Origin of the sequence: Vibrio profundi (genome assembly GCF_043642225.1) — a bacterium.
Taxonomy (GTDB): Bacteria; Pseudomonadota; Gammaproteobacteria; order Enterobacterales; family Vibrionaceae; genus Vibrio; species Vibrio profundi_A.
Window position 1 is genome coordinate 49,746 of sequence record NZ_JBHZSF010000002.1, and the last position, 23,343, is coordinate 73,088.

The 23,343-nt window shown below is 41.1% G+C and carries 18 protein-coding genes, 2 tRNA genes and 3 pseudogenes; 8 read left to right on the top strand and 15 right to left on the bottom strand.

Translation table 11 applies throughout. The features are described from left to right. The first annotated feature begins 130 nt into the window (after window positions 1-130). The 4 genes and pseudogenes from ACHUFI_RS03680 (at window position 131) to ACHUFI_RS03695 (ending at window position 3,375) form a co-directional block, all read left to right on the top strand. The gene (locus tag ACHUFI_RS03680; RefSeq protein ID WP_394247014.1) at window positions 131-1,279 is read left to right on the top strand and encodes a hypothetical protein; all 1,149 of its coding nucleotides are present in this window, start codon (window positions 131-133) and stop codon (window positions 1,277-1,279) included. Between the two features lie 442 nt (window positions 1,280-1,721). Next, a pseudogene (locus ACHUFI_RS03685) lies at window positions 1,722-1,922 on the top strand (IS256 family transposase); the annotation flags it as partial. 294 nt (window positions 1,923-2,216) lie between these two features. After that, window positions 2,217-2,882 carry a winged helix-turn-helix domain-containing protein gene (locus ACHUFI_RS03690; RefSeq protein ID WP_394247015.1) on the top strand — a complete coding sequence of 222 codons (666 nt, stop codon included), beginning with the start codon at window positions 2,217-2,219 and terminating at the stop codon, window positions 2,880-2,882. Continuing rightward, window positions 2,875-3,375, top strand: a complete 501-nt coding sequence (locus ACHUFI_RS03695) for a hypothetical protein (RefSeq protein ID WP_394247016.1) — start codon at window positions 2,875-2,877, stop codon at window positions 3,373-3,375. Before ACHUFI_RS03690 ends, ACHUFI_RS03695 begins: the two co-directional genes overlap by 8 nt. A gap of 69 nt (window positions 3,376-3,444) precedes the next feature. On the opposite strand, the gene ACHUFI_RS03700 is transcribed toward ACHUFI_RS03695, so the two are convergent. Further along, window positions 3,445-5,691 carry a hypothetical protein gene (locus ACHUFI_RS03700; RefSeq protein WP_394247017.1) on the bottom strand — a complete coding sequence of 749 codons (2,247 nt, stop codon included), beginning with the start codon at window positions 5,689-5,691 and terminating at the stop codon, window positions 3,445-3,447. A 99-nt stretch (window positions 5,692-5,790) separates the two neighbouring features. After that, window positions 5,791-7,245, bottom strand: coding sequence for a tryptophanase (locus ACHUFI_RS03705; RefSeq protein WP_394247018.1), 1,455 nt, complete (start codon window positions 7,243-7,245; stop codon window positions 5,791-5,793). Between the two features lie 673 nt (window positions 7,246-7,918). On the opposite strand from ACHUFI_RS03705, the pseudogene ACHUFI_RS03710 reads away from it, so the two are divergent. Beyond that, window positions 7,919-8,095: pseudogene (locus ACHUFI_RS03710) on the top strand (IS5/IS1182 family transposase); the annotation flags it as partial. Between the two features lie 684 nt (window positions 8,096-8,779). On the opposite strand, the gene ACHUFI_RS03715 reads toward ACHUFI_RS03710, so the two are convergent. From ACHUFI_RS03715 to ACHUFI_RS03770, 12 genes and pseudogenes are all read right to left on the bottom strand, one after another. Continuing rightward, window positions 8,780-10,063: an aromatic amino acid transporter gene (locus ACHUFI_RS03715; protein ID WP_394247019.1), complete on the bottom strand. Its 1,284-nt coding sequence runs from the start codon at window positions 10,061-10,063 to the stop codon at window positions 8,780-8,782. 258 nt (window positions 10,064-10,321) lie between these two features. After that, a complete protein-coding gene (locus ACHUFI_RS03720) occupies window positions 10,322-10,828 on the bottom strand; it encodes an IbrB-like domain-containing protein (RefSeq protein ID WP_394247020.1) in 507 nt (168 codons plus the stop codon). A 69-nt stretch (window positions 10,829-10,897) separates the two neighbouring features. Further along, window positions 10,898-11,587 (bottom strand): ABC transporter ATP-binding protein, encoded by a 690-nt coding sequence (locus tag ACHUFI_RS03725; RefSeq protein WP_394247021.1) that lies wholly within the window; start codon window positions 11,585-11,587, stop codon window positions 10,898-10,900. A gap of 23 nt (window positions 11,588-11,610) precedes the next feature. Beyond that, on the bottom strand, window positions 11,611-12,861 hold the full coding sequence (locus ACHUFI_RS03730; RefSeq protein ID WP_394247022.1) for an ABC transporter permease: 1,251 nt from the start codon (window positions 12,859-12,861) through the stop codon (window positions 11,611-11,613). A gap of 3 nt (window positions 12,862-12,864) precedes the next feature. After that, window positions 12,865-14,088 (bottom strand): ABC transporter permease, encoded by a 1,224-nt coding sequence (locus ACHUFI_RS03735; RefSeq protein ID WP_394247023.1) that lies wholly within the window; start codon window positions 14,086-14,088, stop codon window positions 12,865-12,867. Then, window positions 14,085-15,356: a TolC family protein gene (locus ACHUFI_RS03740; RefSeq protein WP_394247024.1), complete on the bottom strand. Its 1,272-nt coding sequence runs from the start codon at window positions 15,354-15,356 to the stop codon at window positions 14,085-14,087. Before ACHUFI_RS03740 ends, ACHUFI_RS03735 begins: the two co-directional genes overlap by 4 nt. Then, the gene (locus tag ACHUFI_RS03745; RefSeq protein WP_394247025.1) at window positions 15,353-16,510 is read right to left on the bottom strand and encodes an efflux RND transporter periplasmic adaptor subunit; all 1,158 of its coding nucleotides are present in this window, start codon (window positions 16,508-16,510) and stop codon (window positions 15,353-15,355) included. The genes ACHUFI_RS03740 and ACHUFI_RS03745 overlap by 4 nt, the downstream gene beginning before the upstream one ends. 1,212 nt (window positions 16,511-17,722) lie before the next feature. Next, window positions 17,723-18,308, bottom strand: a pseudogene (locus tag ACHUFI_RS03750) (IS3 family transposase); the annotation flags it as partial. Window positions 18,309-18,702: 394 nt separating this feature from the next. After that, a tRNA-Val gene (locus ACHUFI_RS03755) sits at window positions 18,703-18,779 on the bottom strand. A gap of 69 nt (window positions 18,780-18,848) precedes the next feature. After that, window positions 18,849-18,925 (bottom strand) — tRNA-Val (locus tag ACHUFI_RS03760). Between the two features lie 171 nt (window positions 18,926-19,096). Next, a complete protein-coding gene (locus ACHUFI_RS03765; RefSeq protein ID WP_394247026.1) occupies window positions 19,097-19,885 on the bottom strand; it encodes a hypothetical protein in 789 nt (262 codons plus the stop codon). A 70-nt stretch (window positions 19,886-19,955) separates the two neighbouring features. Next, window positions 19,956-20,618, bottom strand: a complete 663-nt coding sequence (locus ACHUFI_RS03770; protein ID WP_394247027.1) for a DUF2726 domain-containing protein — start codon at window positions 20,616-20,618, stop codon at window positions 19,956-19,958. 263 nt (window positions 20,619-20,881) lie between these two features. Between ACHUFI_RS03770 and ACHUFI_RS03775 the strand changes: the two genes are divergently transcribed. After that, window positions 20,882-21,067, top strand: a complete 186-nt coding sequence (locus ACHUFI_RS03775; RefSeq protein ID WP_394247028.1) for a hypothetical protein — start codon at window positions 20,882-20,884, stop codon at window positions 21,065-21,067. Window positions 21,068-21,134: 67 nt separating this feature from the next. On the opposite strand, the gene ACHUFI_RS03780 is transcribed toward ACHUFI_RS03775, so the two are convergent. Next, window positions 21,135-21,899, bottom strand: coding sequence for a substrate-binding periplasmic protein (locus ACHUFI_RS03780; RefSeq protein WP_394247029.1), 765 nt, complete (start codon window positions 21,897-21,899; stop codon window positions 21,135-21,137). 252 nt (window positions 21,900-22,151) lie between these two features. Here ACHUFI_RS03780 and ACHUFI_RS03785 point away from each other — a divergent pair, with 252 nt between their 5' ends. Continuing rightward, a complete protein-coding gene (locus ACHUFI_RS03785) occupies window positions 22,152-22,403 on the top strand; it encodes a hypothetical protein (RefSeq protein ID WP_394247030.1) in 252 nt (83 codons plus the stop codon). 112 nt (window positions 22,404-22,515) lie between these two features. Next, window positions 22,516-23,313 carry a GGDEF domain-containing protein gene (locus tag ACHUFI_RS03790; protein WP_394247031.1) on the top strand — a complete coding sequence of 266 codons (798 nt, stop codon included), beginning with the start codon at window positions 22,516-22,518 and terminating at the stop codon, window positions 23,311-23,313. Window positions 23,314-23,343 lie beyond the last annotated feature (30 nt).

Here is a 23,343-nt window from a genome sequence, read left to right on the forward strand (position 1 = left end):
AAACTTATTTATACCTTGTATTTACAAACTTTCACCTAGGAAAGATAAGATTTCCTGATTTTGATTTATTACCCCACATAAAAACTCCCTAAGTAATAACTAAATTCAAGATAAGACGGACGTATAAATAATGAAGAGAATAAGCTTCTTAGTAGCGGCAATTACTGTCGCTTTGACTGGTTGTGGCGGCGGTGATGGTGACGGCAGCACGGCCCCTTCTTATGAGATTAATGATGCGTTAATTCAAAACAGCTTGTTCATCTCACAGTCAAGTTTCTTTAGAAGTGGCAACTTTAACAATCAAACAAAATTCACTGAAATTATTGATGATGACCCGTTTGGACCTGATATTCCTGATGCTGGAGGTTACTGTAACTATGGCTTATGCCCTGAGTCTATCGGTTTAAGCACTGAAGATTATCAGCTTGTAAGAGATAACCTAGAGTCTTTCTCTGAGTCTGGTGGTGGTACGGTACGCTACCGTAATATCAATGAGGTTAACGGAGTTGACCTAGGTAATCCTGTAGACAGTGATGGTCAGAGCCGTCTACAAACAATCATTATCAATAACAACGAAGTTCTGACCCCAGAGCGTCGCCAAATGATCCTCGATGCGGTTGCTCAGATTCAAATCGATGCAGGTGTGAAACTGTTCAATGACGAGATTTTGGACATCGACCTTTCTCAAATCACTGTTGATGAGTATGTAGAGGATCTGAATGCACACACGATGACCTACCGCAACCAAAACCAAAACACTTGGGTTGGTAACACTTACCACGATGGCGGTGCAATTAAGTACGACGCTTCAACTGCGACTGACGACAATGGTGACCTAAAAGACAACAATAGCTATGAGAAGTTAGTTGATAAACATGGTATTCGCGGCGGTATCATCATTTCTTGGGGTACTGCAATGGCAACAACTGAGGTCGGTTGTACTGTTGCACCTGAGAATGGGGCGATTGTGAAAGCCAACGTCTCTGGCTTCCCGTACATCGGCAATGAGTTTGGGTTTACCGTAGATAAGAACGGTTACGCCACAAACTCTAACTTTAGCTGGGTGAACCTTGGGCAATACACAAAATACTGCCACAACATCCATTTCATCGACCAAGAGATAATCCTACACGAGCTAGGTCACGCTGTCGGCTTAAATGACCACTTTGACGGGTTTGGTATTGGTGGCGTTTGGGATGACCGCGCCAAAGCAGTGCTTCGCTCTCTGTACAATACGCCAGTTGGCACACCTTACGACCAAATGACGGTTGTTGAGTAATAAACGCTTATAAGGGTGGTAACTAACCCACCCTTTCTCTTTTGCCGAAAAATTCGACTTTTGTACCGTTACAATGTATTCAACCAGTAATGAAGACATGTTATGTGAACTCGAAGTACATCCAAACACTATGGAAAAGGTATAGTATATCTAAGCTCAGTATATCGTTTGAGAATAAAGCTCAAAGGGGGAAAGAGGTACACCTTATTTCGAATTGAACTACAAAGCCGTTGTCTTAAATCCACAAGTTTGGAGAGTTGCGCCTCCCCCCTCAAAGCAAGTAAATTACCACCTTCTAAAGTAAGCTAAGAAGTGCCGACTGTAACGGTTCTGGACAGGAATGAGTTTCAAAAATCGAATATTAGCGACTCATGAGTGACTAAAGATATGTAAAGTCCAAGGTCGCTTAATTTTGTGTCCAGTATTGATGGTGCAGTTCAGCTTACGCAAGAACAAGACGAAGAAACTGTGGAAACAAAAAGACCACGTTGATGATGGATACAAGTTGTTGATGCGCAGTCGCAGTGCAGAGACGAAGTGGCGTCGTCTACGAGGTTTTAAACTCCTCGTTGATGTTGTGAAAGATATTCGCTTCATTGATGGAGTGAAAGAAATGGAGACTCATCAACAGGCTACTGCATGAACTCTATTCACCACCTTTGACAATAGCTCACATGATACCCACTTTATTTGTTTACTGCCCTCCCCTTATTACACAAATCCCTACCATAATCTCATGATTAATTACTATAATTTATTTTTGAGGAGACCTATTTAACCTTACTGTTTATCTTGATCTTACCTTTAATTGACTTGGTTCCCTTAACGAACTTATCTTCATCTCTTTCCTATAAGCCCATAAGCGAGTAAGAAGCATTCATTTATAAGGAAAGGGATCATTTATTATCGTTAGTAAACATGGATGGCTGTGTATTTTATGATGAATTGTGAAAAAAAATCGGAGACTGCAACTAAATTTACGATAGGTCGATGTATATTGGTTAAAGATGAATCGACCTCAGAGATCCGCTTTGATAATGGCAAGTCAATTTCCCTTACTTATCCAGAAAGTTCTATTTTGCGTTGTTTATATGAACACAGAGGTAAAGTCGTCAATAAGCATGATTTGATTGTTGCAGGCTGGGGAAGACCAGACACCATTGGCTCAAACTCATTGCCTGTAGCAATAACCAACATTCGTAAGGTCTTGAAACTGGCAGAAATAGAGATCGTGAATGTACCAAAGGTGGGGTATAAGCTAGATATTCCAAAGCTTTCTAATGGGCTTAAAGAAGATTCTAATGAAATTGAAGAACAGAGAGAAACGACTACCCAAGTTCGGAGAAATATTTCACTATCTCGCATCTGTTTGCTTTCATCAATCTGCATACTTGGGAGCTTATTTATGGTTTCGTTGTTCACTTTTATGGCTTGGGTGCGAGTCGATTGCCATATAATCAAGAATGCGACAGTTTGCTACAACGTGAAAGATACCCGAATACCAGCAGCAAGCAGTCTACCACTCAAGAGTGGTGACGTATTCTACCTTAATGGTGAACATTGGTTTCAAGTTTCCCGAAAAGAAGGGCTGCTCAATGACTAATCCTCTTTTTAAAATAACCATCACAAGCTCAATACTGTTCATAGCAGTGTTCTTATACGGTACATTTGGTGGGTACGTCAGTAATTTCAAAATAGTACTAAATATTGAGGAAGAAAATCGGTCTGCTGAAATCGTGGCACATCGAGGTATAGTGACAGGCCTACATGTACAATATAATGAAGATGGCACAGTGTTATCCGAGTGGCGGATCCATGCGCGTCAGCTAATGTTTGGTCATCAATGGATCCGACTTTGGGAGACAAGAGAGCTGATTTATGGTGGTCAATCTGACGATTACGTCAGTCGTGAAAACCTATTGAGCCAAAGCTTATCAATTCGATTTGGTCGAATTGACCGCGTTGGTGATACCATTTACCTTTGGGAAAACTACCCTGTTCCCACCTTATACAAGGGACAAGTTGAAGGCACTATCAATCTACACGAATACATCATATCTATGCAGAAAACCTATGCAGACTCGACTTTCGATTAAGGCCTCCAGTCTGATCGTTGTTTTGGTTAAAGCTTAAACGCTATAAACGATGGGCAGTCATTTAAACGACTAAGTAAAGTCTAATACCTTAATCTTCCGACCATTGAGTAACTCAAGCCATACTGAATCGGTTCTCTCTGCGATCAATCTATGGCAATCGCGTCGGCTCTTATCGTCTACTACTGCAAAGAGGTACCTGTCTCTGCGAACATTTTCATTAACTTGGATCACATAACTGACGAGTTTCATCGTATCTTGCACAGCAATGAAACTCTTTACTTTCGCGAAATTTTTCATTCGTCGAATGTATTCTTGCGAATCGATGTTAGCAAGGATGTGGTAATTAATACGGTTTTTTAAAACTTTAGTGGTGTAGTCAACACGGTCGAAGTCAGCGTACGATACAAATTGCTTACCCTGTTCACTAAATAATATAGGCCCGATCTCCCCATCCCATCCAGGCTCATTTGGCACACCAATCTCATCATCCGTTAGCGGAATAATGGTTTGTTTATGGTTCTTATTAGACCAAAATGACCGAGCAATATCGGGAGTGACGCCTGGAGAAAACGAGTGTCTATCGGCACATAACTGGGCATTTTCAGGGAATGGACTTGCAAGGCCGTAAGCAGCTAAGTGCGGAACGAAGTCGCCATTATTATAAAAAGTGTCAAAGCTGATGTCCCAACCTGGTGAAAAAACACCAGTTGCTGCATCTGGTAAGTATGTGGTTCGCTTTACTCGTGGCTCGACGTTAGTTTGGGGAACTTGGCCGTTCACTATACCTGCTATCAGTGCCGTACAGGTATCAACCATACTCATTTTCTCATAATGCAGCTCTGTGTGACTTTGGATATTGGGTAATAATCTCGTATCGCATAATGCAAAAGGTAATATGGACCAAAGTGGCCTTAGTGATAGATCATCATAGATAGAGGTTTGATTACAGTATGGAAACAGATTAGGAGGGGCAACAATTGAATACGCTGCTATATTTAGCCACTGGTTCAATTCCCCCCCACCTTTTATGCATTCTAGCTTAACGAACCCATCCCCAGAATAATCAACATAATGCAATGCTTTGAACTCGCCGTTTTCGAGATAACTTCGAACGTCCGACTCCCAATTTAGATCACGTATTTGTCCAGTAAAGGTGCTGACCAATTCCGTTCTAATATGCATAAACTCAGGGACAGAATGAGGGTATACAACCAAACAGTTAAGCTGCCCTGGTCGATTACGTATCGTTGTAGGTCTATGCGTCATCATCAAACTAGTGTGTCTTAATCGGACTTGATGTTGACTATTTTGTGTAGGGAGGGTAAAGAATTTCTTCAAGTAAACATTTTTATTTCTACATTTGGCAATGGTCACTAGACGTGAATGTGCATAAGGCACAACGGAATTAGACCTAGAGTCGAATTCCGCGATCCGTTTATGAAAACGAAAAGGAAAATCTTTCCAATCGTCAGTCGCGCAGCCGATATTCGATGAAATGACAGATGAAAGATATTCATGTGTTTTAGCTATTTTCTCATTTGTATGTCGAATACGATAATCCAAGGTCAATAACTTACCTCTCAGGCAATCCGAACCATTGAACAGCTTGTGTATCGGCACCCAAAAGTCGAGGCTCTCATCGTTACAACAAGAAAATGGATCTCCGCGTACACCGACATTAAATCGTTGCCCCAAAATCTTTGGACTTCCTTTCAATTTTACGGCGATAAATGCGTTAAATTTGGCAGGGATCACTCGAGTTTGGTGTGGGTCATCAGACAAAGGTATAAAACTACGTAACGCTTTATTATAACTCGACTCACAATTGCCAATTCGAGATACACCAGTACGTGAATAGACCATATCTGCATGCTTTTTATGAACAGTATCAATCGCGTTACGATATTGGTATGAAAACACAACTATCGCCACTTCGTAGTGAGAAAAACGTCGTTGAAGCCTTTCTAGTGTCATCTCGGAAAATGCGTAAACATAGTTCTCCACCACGTCCAATTCTTCGAGGGTTGGAAATTTGGTGATTGGAATGGTCTTAGCTACGTCTGCCCACAAGACTAATGGAGACGCTAACGCATGATATAATAAGCTATGTGCAGGCAGCGAAGGTGTAATTGCGTGACAACCATTAAGTGAAAACTCTCTGAACCCAGGAATACTTCGATCAATTTTTAGCTTTTTCCTTAACTCTTTCCGTAAATCAACGGCATCTATATCTAACCCATGTTGTTGAAATAGAGTTTTCCATCCATAGGGAGCCAATTCACTCAACAGTCTTCTCAAAGCCTTTATGTTCGTCATGACCTATGTTCCTCGCTTCACAACTTTGTATCGTTATTCCTCATGAGAGCAGCTAGCCCTTTCTATCCAGAAAGCACTAACCGCTCATTGTTATAAGGTTTATTCGACAGGGGCAAATCGTGCATTAAAGTGACGTAAGACCGGCGGCTCGTAAGTAAAAGTTAGCCCTTTAATCAAGTGCGCATTCTCCATCACTTTAGCAAATGCCTTTATAATGAAATCCATATGAGATTGGGTGTACGTGGCTCGTGGTAAAGTAATTCGAAGCAGTTCTGCTGGACAAGGGAGTTGCTCTCCTGTTTTGGGATCTCGTCCAAGCAATAGTGAACCTATTTCAGGCGTTCTGATCCCTGCGACAAGATAGAGTTCATTGGCTAAAGCCATCCCCGGAAATTGGTCGGCGGGGATATGGGGCAGTATTTTCCCTGCATCCACAAAAGCAGCATGCCCTCCTGGTTGTTGGCATTTAACCCCCACTTTACGCAGTCCTTCAACCAAATAATTCACTTGTGCAATACGATACTCGAGCCAGTCTTGCCTCATGGCTTCATACAACCCGACGGCCAATCGCTCCATCGCCCCTCCTTCCAACCCGCCATAAGTAGGGAACCCTTCTAGTACCACACAGAGGTCTTTACACTGCATAAACACATCGTAATAATCGCGATTTTTAAAGCTCAGTAGCCCCCCCATAGGTACCATTGCATCTTTCTTTGCGGACATAGACAATAGATCACCATAGCTAAACATTTCCTTAGTGATCTCTTCAATGGTTCTATCTTTATAGCCAGGTTCTCTCTGCTGTATAAAATACGCATTTTCGGCAAATCGAGCACAATCAATAACAACCGGAATGTCGTTTTCTTGTGCCAATGCATACAACCCTTTCAAATTTGCCATCGAAACAGGTTGTCCCCCAATAGAATTACAAGTTATCGTACTCACAATGTAAGGGATATTTTTAGCTCCAATTACATCAATAGTTTCTCGTACTTTTTCCAAATCAAAGTTACCCTTGAACGAGCAATCTTTTGTAATGTTGAACGCATCCTCAACAGGTACATTGGTCACACGACAACCATTAATTTGGGCATGAGCTTGAGTGGTATCAAAGAAAAAATTGGATATAACCACCATTTTATCGCGTTCAAGGCCATGGTGAGTTTCACGGTAACTAATGAGTGTAGGCACGTACAGTTGCTCAGCACCTCGCCCTTGATGGGTAGGTATAGTCAGCGGATAATCAAAGATGTCTTTCACCGCAGCTTCAAGTTTGGTGAAGCTTCGGCTACCACTATAGGCCTCATCCCCCATCAGCATCGCCGCTTGCATCGCTTGCGTTATGGCACCCGTACCACTGTCAGTCAAAGTATCGATATACACATCTTTACTTTGTAAAAGCAGCGTATTTAGACCAGCCTCATTTAATGCTTGTTCGCGTTCTTTTCTAGTAATGCGGTTAATCGGTTCAATCACACGGACCCGAAATGGTTCTGGCAGGTGGAGTGATGGCAAGTCCGCTTGTTCCAATTCCAAATTTTCGTGGCTACTCATATTATTCCTCTTAAATGTATATTGTTGCACTATGCCCCTCTTATGAGGAGTGAACAACGTACTCAACCCGACAGACAGTTAAATAAAACGACAGCACAATGTGAATTGTCTGAACACAATGTGAATTGTCTGAAACGTAAATAAAACAAGTTCAGACATATTATTAAGTTGCAGGGTTAACACGTCGATTTCAATCGTATACGCGAACACCAACTTGTTATTAATAAGTTATCCCTAATTATTAATAACTTATTAAAAATAATAGTTTTAATTTATTTACAATCAACTACCTTTCCGAACCTTGGATAATTCTATTAGTATTATTTACCATTATTTAGTACACAAAATCCGCCAGGCTATTCATACTATTATCGCTAACTCGCATTAACACCCTAGTCAACGTTTAAAGTTCGATTAGCCCCTTGTACTTGTACAAGTCGAATTTTGATCTAGCTAGAAAGTTCAATGCTACTTAGAACACTTTTTTCACTTGTAGTGTTTTGGCCTCAGTAAGTAAAGGGACCCCCTATCCTTTCCTTGCTGCGGTCTTTTTTTTAGTTTTTAATCAATGGCGTACCCGCCAGAAAACATTATAACCTCTAGCTGTCAGGTAATTTTTACTATAATTAGTTCTCGGTAAAAATGCCCCCAACCATTTATCGGTGCGTTTCCAAAGTATTACGGTTTAAATAAGTTTTGGAAGCAGCGTTATGGTTACCATAAGCGCTCATTCTCAGAAGCGGCGGCGTATTGAATTGAACAGTTGCTAGGAGAACGATTAAGCTTGAGGTGTTACAACACTCAAGTTGGTGAAGTATTTGCAAATGTCAGAGCCAAAAACAAACCCTAAGGCTAGGTATACCGATTAGATACAACAGACTGGGAGAAGTAGCAGATAGGTGACATAGGAGAATTGTGTCTTCTACCTGATTTGCTCAACAACGCACCTAGAAGTGGCCAAACTTCCTCTCCATGTCCATGCATACCATGATTGATCCCAGTTGTATTTATTCAAGTCCTGACCAATCAAGCTATCGATAGTTTAATTGTAATCCGTTTATAATTGACTATTTTTATTGATATTCTCGGCATGAGCTGACGTGCAAAAAATAGTGAAAATCAGAGATTAATCTTTCGTTATCTTTCAAATAAGATTATCGTAAATAATTTAATATTGGGGGATTTACTTTTATTACTTTATTGCATTGATGTTATTAATATTTTTAAAACAAATGATATGGATAAAACTTTCTAAACTTTACATTTTTTAAAATTAGTCAATCGATAAATACCCCCTACGTTCATACTGTCTTCATCAACATTTAATTGATTCGTTTTCATACCAAAAGGGTGATTATAATTACTTTCACATGCGATTTTAAATTATAGATGTCGGATTTATTTATAATATATTATTTTCGAAGGGCTTAGCTGAGTAAGAAAGGACACATAATTATGAACCATAAGAGAAGAAAAACACCCCGAAAATAGTAGGGATGAAGTGACACTAAGAGGTGCCACTTCTTGATAATCGTTATGATAAACCATCAAAAATAGGTAAAGATTCAAACATCACCAACACGTTAATCACAATAATGGACACACCATAGATGAATACACCAATCAACACCAACTCTCCTCCAGGAACTCGGTAAGGCTTAGATTTTTGCTGGTCTTCTTCACTCTCTCTATGGCTGAAAAACGTTGGTTTTTGTAGCCTTGATTTCCTTACTAACAATGCCGGTACGATGCACGCCCAAATCGCAGCGGCCGATGCGGCATAACTAATTACGGTCAGAAAACCGAAAGGAAAGAAAAGAGAGAAAACCAAGGGTGGGATAAATGTGACTGCCCAAGTTTTAGTTCTGCCTTTCGAGGTAGCGTCAAACTGGAAGAGATCGGCCAAAAAATCGAACACGCCCAAGCCAACCCCGATAAAGCTCGACAAAATAGCGGCGGCTGAAAAAGCGCTAATGACATTTGATAGTGTCTCTTGTGCTAATACGGCTTTGAGGCTGATGAGCAAAGTGTCAATATTGCCACCTGAGGCAATAATAGGCGCAAAGCTAACTCTTGGTAAGTTGCCATAAACACTTATTAACCAAACGATATATGTTAAAAGAGCAATGAGCGTCCCGCCAATGATGGCTGTTTGTGCGAGCCTTTCCTCACGGTAGTAATCTCGCAGTGTTGACACGCTGTGGTGGTAACCAAACGAAGCCAAGGCAATGGGGAAAAACGCCCACACGTATTGCGCATAATCAAATTTTAGATAGGCAGTATCAAGCAAGGTACTGAGGTTTACATTAAACCAAAGGCCTACCGTGCCAAAGCTAAAGCTAATGACCATAAATAGCATTAACACAATAGAAATGCGATCGACCATTTTTGTTGAGTGCCAAACTAGCCCTGAAAAGATAAAGACAAAAAGGATGGAGGCCAGTTGGGGGTCAATGCCAAAATATTCCTTCAGAATCAGTCCTGAAGAGGTGACATAAGCATACAATAAGATCCCCCCAACAAAATAAATCATTAAGTTATTGAGGAAATTAACCTCTTTACCTAACAAGTCTTTCGTTATGGAAGAAAAAGATGATCTATAAGGGTAATCTTTTAAAACCTCGAGCAATAAACAGCCACTGGTTGCCATTATGATCATGGTTAAGACTAATGCAATTAAAGCCCCGATGGTCCACACTCCAGCACCAGCGGCGGGGAGACCAAGCATACCAGCACCAATGCAAATACCTGCGACGATGCAAGCGCCACCTATAAGTGAGGGTGGCTTGGTTGCTATTGTTGATTTTGTACTATCCATTAGTGGTTACCTTTCATTAGTTCAACATTGCTTTTATGTCCCGTTCCATTATTTTATGAGGAATAACTTACGGTCAAAAAAGCGCTAGGATCAAGACTCTAGCGCTTAATTTTTGGAATGAAATAATAATTAATGAATAAAATAGAATCATAATTAGACAAGAACAGAGTAACGTTCGTCATAGTTTTGATCTGGATAAAGGTGATTACTCCCATGATTGAGAGAAATCCAGATTTTTAAAGGCGGCAGCAAGGCCTGTCACTTGTTGTAATCGTAAACTTCATCTTGGTCCATCCCCAATTCGTAACAGATTTTATGATTCGTCCAACCCATTTCTCTAAGCTGAATGATCAAATCTGCAGTCAGCTCTACTTGATGTGAACCTCGCGCAAGGTTATGACGAACAGAGCTCGACATGCACTTTTCTTCAGGCAAATTAAGTACCACTGAGCGAATGTACCCTTTTAGGATTTGCAGACCAGGATGAGCTAATAATAGTTGATAACGATGAAACCCATCAATCACGACGTATTTTTTCAAGGAAGTCTTCAATCGATTAACTAAAATAGGCATGGTTACGCCATTTTTCTCCATCGACGTTTTTAGGAGTTTACTTTCTGGAGGCGCCATTTTATTTGGGTTGTATTGGTTAGCTTCTATTTCATCAAGTGGGATCATTTCAACATGACAAGCCGGCGGTAAATCAGGAATAAACTCGATGAGTAATTTGGCGGCTTTATTGTAAATGGCGACTTGATCAATCACTTGTTTTTTTGGCTTGTTGGGGCGATGCTGAGACGCGAAATTCGGGTCACACTGCTTGTTCCATTAGTGTTATCGATTGGTTTGATCATGAGTGATAACACCATTATCCAACACAATAGTCCGATTTGCGATTGAAGCTAAATGCTGATCATGAGTAACCACAACAATCGTCTTTCCTTCTTGGTTGAGTTGCAGTAGCAAAATTTCAATGTTCTTACGAGCAGTACGGTCTAGGGCGCCCGTTGGTTCATCGGCTAAAATAATATCGGCATTATTCACCAGTGCTCTCGCTATGGCTACGCGCTGTTTTTGCCCGCCAGAGAGTTGATTAGGCTTGTAGAACAGTCGATCTTCTAATCCTAACTTGGTGAGAATTTCGATTGAACGCTGGCGTCTCTGCTTATATTTAATGCCGGCGTAAACTAAAGGCAGCGCCACATTTTCAACAGCGTTTGAGTAAGCAATAAGATTAAAGCTTTGAAATACAAACCCAACCTTTTGGTTGCGGAATCGCGCTAACTGAGTGGTATCGAAGTTAGATATATTTAGTTCATCAAAAAAATACTCGCCAGAACTAGGGGAATCTAACGCTCCCAAGATACTCAATAATGTCGTTTTTCCTGAACCTGACGGTCCTAAAATCGCGACAAACTCACCTCGCTCTATCGTTAAATTTATCTGGCTCAGTGCAAGAACTTGTGAGGCATCTTGGCCGAGTCGTTTACACACCGAATTTAATTCTATTAACTTTGGTTGCATGACAGTACCTAATATAAAGTCGTTTAGTGCATAGCTCTGGTTGGCGGTACACTGGACGCCAATTTCGCAGGAAACCAAATAGCGAGTAACCCAGCAAAGCTTAAACTCGTCACAACGGTAAGCGTCACACTCATGGAAAGTTCGATAACAGGCTGTTTTAGCAAGCTATATATAAGGTAACTCTTGAGGTCGAGTTGTGTGATTTTATTGATCATCATAAGACTTGCCAAGACACCAAGAACGCCACCAATCAGTAAGTCTAAAGCTGATTGAATGAGGTAATGATAACGGACTAAGGTTGGGGTCGCCCCTAAGGCTAACCGCAACCCAATGTCATGTTGGTCAGCTTTTACCCCACTGCTCATCAAATTACTTATGCATGCTACCGACACCATTAACGTCAGTAAGCCAATAATGACAACTATCCACTTAACACCATCAGTGGTCATCCGCATATTCTCTTGTCCGTTAAGTGTATCTTCGACATTGAGTATTTGAGTGTCTTTTAACTTGATACCCCACTTTTTCTCTAGCCGAAGTGTCGCTTGCTCGATAATCTCAGTTCGATTAGCATTCCGAGTTGGATAGAGGTCAATGGATCCAATCGACGAATCTGGGTGGAAAAATTGCCACGTAGAAAAAGGAACAAACATGGTATGGTTGAGATAAGCCCCATTGTTCAACACAGCAGTGACTGGGGGCATGATACCGATGATGATGAAAGGCTGTTCGTCCAACATAATGCTTTTCCCTAAGAGTTTACTGACAGAGCCATTATTCTCAGTCAACTCATTGGCGATACTATTCCCAAGAATGATACGCCTAAGATTATGATCATAACGATTAAAATAACGCCCATATTCTGGGCGAGTAATACCCATTATGGAAAAGTAGCCAGGGGGAGATGCTAAAATATACCTGTAAAGATCCTTAGTGTCGTAGTATGCCTTGGCATCCCATCGCTTCATTGGCAGCACGCTATTGATGTGCTTCAAGTCAATCAGTGCATCTAGGTCTCGAGTATACAATTTAAGTAACGTCTCACTGTCACCCACTTGCGTTGGTTTATCTGTATTAACTGACAACCGTATCGGCCAGCGTCCCTCTCCTTTCTCTCCATACTGTTGGTCAAGAGCTATAGAAAATCCTTCCCCTAGAGAAAAGGTAACGACTAGCGTCAAGGTTGCCCATGCCATGATAATAATCGTCAGTACGTGTCGAAAAGGAGCCAACACCATCTCTTGTAAAGGTAAACGAACCAAACCATAAAACATCAGCTAATTCACCCCTGACATTGTGCTTCTTGGAGAAAGGCAAGATATTCGATACGCCATGCCACTGATTAACGGTAAAGTAAAGGTCAATAGCAGAACAACGTATACCCCTATTGAATACAAACTCATCGTGGGTTGACCAACCCAATCTGGTAAAGGGAAGTAACTCAATAACATCAAGACGCCCGCACAACTCGTTATACCAATTAGAACACTTACGAAAACGAGCACCGTGTTTTCAAAAAGAACTTGGAGCCCTACTTGTTGTGAGGTAGCCCCTAGCGCCAATCGTATTCCAATTTCTGCTCGCCTAGCCTTTACCGATAACAAAACATTATTGATCATTCCAAGGCATGCAATAGCAAGAGTGACCCCACCCGTCATGATGAAAAACCGCTCGATGTTTCTTATCAACTCTCGGAGCATGATAGTGAATGTTTCATCACTGACGGTATACAAGGCATATTTATCACTAGCGTCAAACTTTAAATGTTTCGCGAGAAAGGCGTACAAAACAGGGAAAAAGACGTCCGACATATCAGAATAAGGGGGGGTAACTATTGTCATCTCCTGTTCTACCTCCCATAAGCGGAGCCATGTGGAGGACGGAATCAGTACTTTAGGAGATCCGATTAAAAACAAGAGGAAACGATCGATAGCGGTTTCATCCCACACACCATTAACGGTAAACTCAATGTTGTTTATTTCGATAGTATCATGAAGATACAACTTGTTTTCTTGAGCAAACGATTGAGTGATGTAAACCCACCGACGTCGTTCTCCCATAGTTCTCTGAGTAAGCGGAAAAGAATTAGGGGTTAGTTGCGAGGTCAGTATCGAAAAAAAGCTCGGGCTTACCCCTAACACTGAATTCGAAGTCGTTACCCCAGTTTGAAGCGTGACCATCGCCTCTTCTTTTCGATATATCAGCGCATATTGACCAATAAGAGAACGGGCTTTCGCTTCTTCGAGTAATTCCCGATCCATCAAAATAATACGGTACTTGGGCAAACCTTGCCAAATTTTGCTTGTACCCACAGAAGTCATTACTTTTAAAGGCATCAATTCGTATTGAAATACGCTCTGTACTCGCTCCCCAAAGCCTATACCCAGTGCCTGTTGCATCAGAAACACCATCGATGCCAACGACATAAGAGCGATCATCAACATGCTTCGACTTGGCGTTCGCTTCAAGTATTCCAAACTTTGATGAATAGCGATCTTCATGAGTGGAAAATCTCACTAATTTTCGCTATTTCATCTTCCTTTAACGTCCCGGCTGTCTTCATCAATTCGATGTATTTGAGCCAATAAGCATAAAAGTGTGAGATAACTTCGTTACGACTGGAAAACCACTCATTATGAGCGGTGATCATGTCTTCAGCTTTTAAATGACCTGCTTGATAAAACACCTTCTTATCTTTAAGTATCGAAGCCTTAATTTTGCTTTGCTCCAACGCTACGACTATTTGGTTAAGTGTGAATTGTAATTGTGTTACGGTATTGCTTACTTTCTTTTCTAGTTCTTGCTCCAAGCCTTCCACTTTTAACTGCATTTGACGCTGCTGCAATTTGGCGATTTGGTATTGGCGATCAATCGCACCGGTGGTGTCAAAGTTGATCGACAAAACTAAGCCAGTGGCTAGATCCAAGTCTTCATCCCCAGAGGGACTTTTAATGCCCGATGTCAGTTTAAGTGTTGGATAATAATTCTGATACGCCGATTTAGAAGCTAAACGCTTAGACTCCAACTGTAATTGATAGGCTCGTAGCTGAGGGTTGTATTGGTATGCTTGACTTATCCATTCTTCCCGAGTGCGTTTCAACGAGGGAGGGTGTTCAAAACTGGGGATAACATCAGCTTTCGTCATTGGAAGAGAGGTAAGCATCTGCAATTGTTTTTGCAATAACACAATATCTCGTCGAGTTTTTTTATAGTTTAATTCTTCACTGAGGGTGTTTACTTTGACTTCATTAAGATCGGTATTGCTTAACATTCCCGCTAAGTAACGTTGCTCACTGTAGGCATAGAGCTTTTTCCCTTGCTCCCATTTATCCAACGCCCACTGCTGTCGACTTTGTGCAAGCGCCAACCCTAGATATAATACTAAGCTCTTCATTGCTAATTTTTGCGTACCGTGCTCAAACTCCCATTTAGATACTGTCTCATTGTTTTTCCCCATCAGATAATCAGTCCAAGCGGGTTGATCCCACATCGTTTGACTCAATTGTATGCTGTAACCGTACGCTTTATTATTACTTCCAAGTTGCCCAGCATCGACATCAATACTGGTTTGAAGCGAAGGAAGCAGTGGAGCCAACTTATTTTTGGTTACTAGCTTCGCTATCGGTAAATCAAGCTTCATGCTGAGATAGTCAGGGTTATGGCCTTTTGTCGCTTGCCAAAATTCAGACATCGTCAACAATTGTGCATGTGCATAACCGCAAGCAGGAAAGATCGTGATTAACATAAGTCCAAGGCGTACTTTCATCATTGCCACGTTGTCCCTTTACCTTCAGGATATGAACGGTCCACAATTTGATTCCCGGGCTCTAACCCCGATAAGATTTCGATGTTAACCCCATCGGATAACCCCACAGTGACTAACCGCCGTTCCACACCATTGGTCGACATGTCATTAGGTACCAATACGTAAGATGTATCCCCTTCAAAGCGCAGAGTATGCTCAGGAATGAGCACGACATCTTTCGCGATTTTCAATGTGATAGTGGCATGCGTAGAAAGCCCCGACTTTAACGTAAAGTCATCAGGATAACTGAAGCCATCGATCTCTATTTCAAACCCGTTTTTAAAAGTTCGTTGCTCCGCTTGTTTTAACGGATAGTTCAATGTGTTTGACTGAATGGCAATTTTGCTGAGGACACCCTTTAGCGTCATCTGAGGATACGCAGACACTTTCAAAGCAGCTGACATACCGACTTTTAACTGAATCACATCGCGTTCATCTGCCATACCTTTAAAGATCAACCGCTTCATATTGGCAATCGTCATGATTGCAGTTGCTGACTGACTGGATGCTGTAGAAGTGACAGGGCCGCCGTTTTCAATTTTAATATTAAGTACCATGCCCTCTATAGGCGCATAAAGGGTAGACGTAAGCCGATTATTATCCCCCAATTCCGTTTCACCATTCTTAAGCAAAGATAACTCTTGTTCCGCCTTCTCCACTTCAGCTTGAGATATGGTCAGATCAGACTGTGCTTTGATATATTGCGAATAATTGCTCGGAATGATTTTTTGCTCTATGAGCTTCTGATAGTTTTCTAATCGCTTCGTATTAAGTTGAAGCTGTACTCGACTTTTTTTTAGAGCTATCGTCATTCTAGTCAGCGCTTCAGGAGTCGGTGTAGGAGTGATTTTCAATAGAGGATCGCCTATATTTACATGGTCACCTTCACTCACGAATATCTCGCCAACAATTCCGTCGATTTGAGATTTAATATTGATCGAGTTCTTCGGAAGAATATACCCCGTAGCATACGCACTTTGCTGGACCGAACCTTTCTTGGCCGTGACAAGAGAGAAATGGTGAGTGTTGGCATTATTACTCCCTTGATAAAAGAGGTAACTACTTATACTTATTGGCAGCAGCACTAGCACTAAAATCATTACCCTACGTGTCATCATTGACTCTTCCTCGGCCATTATCTACATCTACCAACACATATAAATATCTACCAACACAGATAAATCGAAGTTGAACGTCACCTGTTACCCGTAATCATTGAAGGAGAGGAGAAGGCAAAAACGGCTGGATGACATTGCTCTTTAAATCGGAGTGGCTAGGGTATTCATTACCTATTCCATAGCTAAAGGAGCTATTTTCAATCATCTCAAGTCCGCTTTCTGCATGCTGCTTACTCAAAATCATACTTAGCTTCTGAAGTGAAGTATTACATTCCAATGCGTTTACCCAGACCAACGATGTTGACTGTATTAAATGACTGCAAGCGACCTTTCTTTCCGTAGAACCGTAGACCGGTTCACCAGATGAAGTAAGCAAAACATACGGCTTATTAACAAAGGCCTCAGCCTTACCTTCTGCCTTCCGAGTGTCTGAGTACGGATGGGGACAGGTCATCAGTAGTGTGAGTGTGACGATTAGCAGTAAATAATTTGTATTCAGTTTCATACCGAGGACTCTGAATTAAAACTGACACTACAGCGAGTAAAATATCATTATTTATACTTAAAACATCTTTAACGAACATCATTAATGACGTAGTTAAGACTCTCTTAATTTCTGTCTTTCCCATCAATAATGGATTTTAATCTTTACTGGCGACATACCCTACTTTCCAACCTTTTATTTTATGGGTTTCTTAGGAATATTGACTAATTACTATTCTGACCATTTGGTTCCTGGATTCATGGACATTTCTAAAAAATCATCTTGACCAATTTCGATTAGTGAACAGAATCCAATATTTTTATTTATTATTAAAAACAAAAAAGTAAATTTAAATTATTATTTTCTAGTATCTTTATAATCTACTATTTATTAGCTACGTAAAAACGTTCTGGTCAAAAAACCTAGCACTCTAGCACTGACGAAAGATGGGAATACACAAAGCTTTAACTCTCTATCTCCCTGTAAACCTGTAAACCAAAACGGCTCAGCCGTTCTAAAAAACGTAGAAAACTAAAAATAATCTAGTACTAGTATGGAGGCTAGTTGATGAACTACTACCTATATATTTTTTCTCATCTAACTTCCATTGTAGCTTTTCGAAGTACAACTGTTGTCGTTATCTGGTCATTAGTGCAATCTTTGGGAAATCTGATATTGAACTTAAAATAACCGACATAAGCAGCCACTACAACGAAGCTAATAACGAGCTCTGATTCATTGGGTGTTAGACCGCCCTTTATATTGATGCGGCCTGAGTTGGCTGTAATATCCAATAATGTAGCGGATGATCTCTTGTTGAGCCTCAGCAAAGATACGATAATCCACCGTTGGCACCCATTCCGTTTTAAGACTTCTAAAGAAGCGCTCCATCGGCGCATTATCCCAGCAATTTCCTCGGCGAGATAAACTCTGTTTTATTTGAAAACGCCACAGTAATTGGCGGTATTTACGACTAGTATAGTAACTACCTTGATCGCTATGGAACATGACACCTTTAGGCTTACCACGAGACTCATAAGCCATTGAAAGGGCTTTACCTGTTAATCGAGTATCAGGTGATAAAGACATTGACCAACCAATCACTTTTCGGGCAAAAAGGTCGATAACAACTGCTAAATACATCCACCGATTACCTGTCCAAATTTACGTAACATCGCCTACCCAGACTTCATTCGGTGCAGTAACAGCAAACTGCCGACCTAAGTGATTCGGAACTTCAATATGTTCTTGTGAAGCTTCTCGGTAACGACTCAGCCTTATCACCTGGTTTGTCACTATATCTGCAATGGTTCTCAAAATTAAAAAAACCATACGTTTAGAAACGCAAGCGGTACTAATGTAAGACCTGTCATTTCCCTCAGCTGAATTTGTGCATTGACTCAAGGTGAATGATGCAGCCCTTTAGTTATTTTCAATAGTAGACGTAGTCCGAAGACCACTAGTTGGAGGATTAATTCTGCTTAAAAGTAAGCTGAGATTTAAGTTCTTAGTGGTGAGAGCGTAGCGGCAGCCTGCACTAGCCGTGTTAGTTGAACCTGGGCGCAGCATTGGCACGAAAGGAACTAACTGTGCGTAACCAGACAAGAGTCAGCTGAAACAAAACTATTGAGGCTGATACGAAATGAATAACTATTTAAATATTACAGACACAAAAAAGCCCACACTAGGTGGGCTCTTTCGTATAATGTGGTGCCCGCTACTGGACTCGAACCAGTGACACCTTGCATGTCATGCAAGTACTCTAACCAACTGAGCTAAGCGGGCGATGTTCTAATTTCTTACTACTACCATTGTGACAAAATCAATAGTTATGCAATAAAAACAAACAAGGAATGGTGCGTCCGAGTGAACTCGAATCACCGACCCCCGCCATGTCAAGGCGGTACTCTAACCAACTGAGCTACGGACGCATTCCTTTAGAACGAGAGCGATATTAACGAGTGATTTCGTGACGCGCAAGTATAAATTTGCCTGAAAGTGTCTGTTTGCTCTTATAAACACCAATCCGAATATAATTTAGGCACAACACAAACAAAAATATTGAACAATATCACAGTATTATATTCATCTTTCGAAGCCTGTTACGGGTTCTTCAACATGATTTTGGTTCGTGTGCTGATACTTAACTGCTCTAAATCCTGCTTCCAATACTTTTCAACTAGCTCGTCGACTAAACCAACCGCTAATGCTTTTTCCAATGCTTGGTTTAAGATTAAGCGATATTCTTCCGCGCTCTCGCTCAAGTAAAACCGATAATCACGCTCATAAACCAATAGCAAGCTTCGTTCTATTTCTAAGTGAGGGTTAAATAATGCTTCATTCTTAATTTCATTAACCCCTCTAGGGAAGTAATTGACCTCGCCATTTGCGGTCAAGAGTTGATAAAGCTCACGCCACTCTCCATCTTGCGTAAACACGGCTAACCCGTTCGCTTTCCATACTTTTTCATCATACCAATTGACCCCTAATCCTCCCACTAGGCCACTTTTCTGCAAATCAGCGAGCGTGGAGATTCTTTGGTACTGTTTCTGAGAGCCTTTAGGGATCAACATCACCCGTTGGCCGATTAACCCATTAGTAATTGGCGTATCGATATATCCATATTTAGCGTCGCGCTCACCCGTTTGAATGAGCCACATTAAAGAGAGCTGGTCTCTTTCAACCATTTTAACCATTCGCTTTTGAGGAATGTGCTTGTCTAAGGTTTGAATGTTCAATTGCACGTTCACAAGAGCCAACGAACGTTGGAGCAACTCATGGTAATAAAGGTGAGTGTTATCTTTTTGAGAAGGGAGTGTCAGTGTGATGGCGTCGATTTGAGCGAAAGCTGAATTGCAAAGCAAAAGTAGTAAAAGAGGGAAAGTTCTCATGCCGCCACCCTAAACAGTTAACACCTAAGTTTAACTATAGGTGTTAACTCGGAACTGTACAGGGTGATTGCTATTCTTCTTCTGTTTCAAAGACTACGTTGTAGTTTTCTGTATAAGTACAATTAGGTTGGCGACTACAGGTAAAGAATCGACGGCCTTTAAAATCCCCTTGGCTTGCGATTTTAATGACCATTGGGCTGCCACATTTTCGGCAGAATCGAACTTCTTTCGATGGTTCGATCAAATCGATATGAGCCGCCAATAAACGCTTAAGGCGACTGACTTGATAACTGTGTTTTATTGACGCCCCTATCAGTGGAACGCCTGCTGATTTACAAACGTGCATCAATAACTTTTCTCGTTCCACTTTTCCTTTATTCAGCTCTTTCCCATTATCAAGCTCAACGATGACACGCACTTCTAAAGTTCGCGGATCGCACACGACAAAATCAAAATAGCTTTTCGCAATTTTACTGTTCGCAATGAACCAGTTTTTCTTATTATTCGACTTGGCGGGAGCCAAGACATTCGACATATTAACTTTAGAAAATACCGCGCCATGCTCGCCCACCGCGGCTTTCAAAGCATTATAAAACGCCGCTTCTTGCATGGTCATCAAACTGCTTTTCTTTTGATAGGCATGATCTTTGGTGTCGTCGTGCTTAATAACGTACTTCTGAATAAAGTAAAAAAACACAACAAGTAACACTACTACGATAAAGATATTGGTCATTATTTATCACTTCAACGAAAACAAAAGGTTAACGAATTTGTTATCAGCAAGCGTATGTGGGAATCTCAATTCAATCAAGATTTATATTCTGGCTTGCCTCGCGTTCAGACCGTTGAAACGACATTTTCGTCTACTCCTTTGGTCTTATTTTTGTCATTAAGAGACTTTAAACTCTATTGATATTGATCTAAATCAATTTTAACAATCTTGTAATCAATTAGATTTAATTTTGTTAGGCAAATGTTACTTAAGGAGCGAGTCATATGGAACTGAAACAAGACCCAAGATGCTACACGGATGTTTGTGTAAATGGTAAGTGGTTTCACTACGACCACTGCGGAACAACGGCCTACATGCTCAAAGGCGGTTCATCTGCCGAATTCGAACTAAGCAAAGAGCCACAAACAGAAAACGAACTCATCTCAATGCTCGAAAGCTTTGTTAAGTAGCAGTTGAAAAATAAATCAAAAGAAGCCACTCTCTAGTGGCTTCTTTTCCATTTCTGGTTACAAAAAATTAACGATACAAGTTCAAAATCGCGTCAAACTTGTTTACGCCATCTTCATTGTTGGTCTCTCTGACCAGATCAACGCCTTTTTGTAAGCGTTTAACTAAGCGAATATCGGTGGTCTTATTTAACGCAAAGTACAACTCACCTTCCTGTAATACATGCACCACTTCGTAATCAGACGTCCGATAACCAGCCGTTGCTATCCACCATTTAGCTACGTTTTCTTCGTATGCCCATAAATCTATGCGTTCTTTTTGGATCTGCTGCGCGATATTCTCAGCATAAGAGTTTTCTTGAATTGAGTCTCTTGGCACGCCAGCTTCCAACAACAGCTGTTCTCCCACATCATCTCGAATTACGCCAATTCGATATTGAGCAAGATCCATCGCGTTCTCTATTTTAATTTCGTGGGACTTCTTAGCCAGAATGACGATACGGGTTTCAACAATCGGCCCTACCCAATAAAACAAATTTTCCCGCAACGTCGTTCTCGTTGTAGAAAAAAGAACCGTATCTCGCTTAATCAGGGTTGAACGATACGCTCTAGCCCATGGTTGAAGGGCAATATCATCATCGAAGATTTCTTCCCCCACCTCTTTTGAAGCCGATAATAGCAGGTCAACAGCAATCCCTGTCACCTTCCCTTCTTCACTAAAATTATAAGGTGGATATTCTTCAGTTAAATAAGTCAGAGTATTCAAACTTTGGCTTATTGCTAATGTTGAATACGCCATAAGCATTAATGTACTTATACGAGCTATCAACTTCATTGATCTACCCACTCACTTAGAATCAGACATAGTTTAAAGTTAGGAGTCATTTGATACTTCGTCTAGGCAGTTTCGACTAATTATCGTGTTTTCTATCAACAAGAAATTAAACGCACTAGATAACCTCAATTCATGAGAATTAGAGTGCTTAGGCCAAAAATACTGATGTATCTGTCAATTTAGTTACATCTGTTATTGAAAAGGAAGAAATTGAGATCACAATAACAACACGACACACTGTATATTAACAATATGAATGCGCAAACTTCACCACTCGTTGTGAAATCTCTTGAATCAGCCTACCGTTCTGCGTTCGATAGTTACCCTTTTATCGCGCCAAACCATCTGATCGTTGGTCTTCTTTGCTGTATTTTGGCTCAGTTTCTTTTTGATATATCGATTAAAGCTATCGCATGGTATGCCATTCTGATATTGGTGATCACCCTACGCTATCGCTACATCCATTCACTAAGTCGTAAAATTCACCACATTATAACGTTCTAAATTTACGTATGCTTGCTACAGCCTATCGTCCTCTGCGATCGGTTTTGTTTGGTCAGGTGGCGCAATCATCACGCTACATACAGGGCAGGAAAACGCGCTACTCCCTGTTGTAATGATTTGCTGTGGTCTCGCATTTGGCGGCATCATTTATCACATCAACTTTAAAGAGGCCTTTCATGCCTATTTTTGGGCCTTACTCGGACCGGTTGCCATTTATCTCATTTGCGTGCCTCAACAATATTTAGCTGGCGGAACCATTATTGTGACAGGGCTGATTTATCTGTTTATTTACGCCAGCAAGTTGCATCTACTCTCTATTCAGTGGATACGCGAGAATATCGAACGCGATTCTTTGATCACTGAGCTCTCTGAAGCCAATGACAAAATCAAAGAGCTTTCTGAAACAGATGCGCTTACAGGGCTCAAAAATCGAACTCACTTCAATCAGTTAGTCCCAACCCTTTGGAAAGAATCATTCGCAGATCAAAAGCAGGTTTGTGTTGTGATTTTCGATATTGATTATTTCAAACCTTATAACGATCATTACGGCCACATCGCAGGTGATAACGCCTTAAAAAGTGTTGCTAAGGTCATGCGTTCTGTCACGCCACCATCTTCAAACGCAACATTGTTTAGGGTCGGAGGGGAAGAGTTTTTAGCCTTATTACCGAAATGCGATATTTATGATGCGGTTAACTATGCCGATGAAATTCGTTGTGCCATTGAAGAAGCGCAACTCCCCCATGAGTTTTCACCTTGCAATGACTTTATTACGATCAGTGACGGCGTAACCGGAGGAATTCCGGCTGAACATGAAAAGCCAATCCGGTTGATAGATATCGCGGACAAAGCCTTATATCAAGCGAAAGAAGCTGGCAGGAACTACGTTTCGCTTCAGCATCCGCAGTGAGCAGTTAAGGCCTTTAAAGGAGAGAGCGCA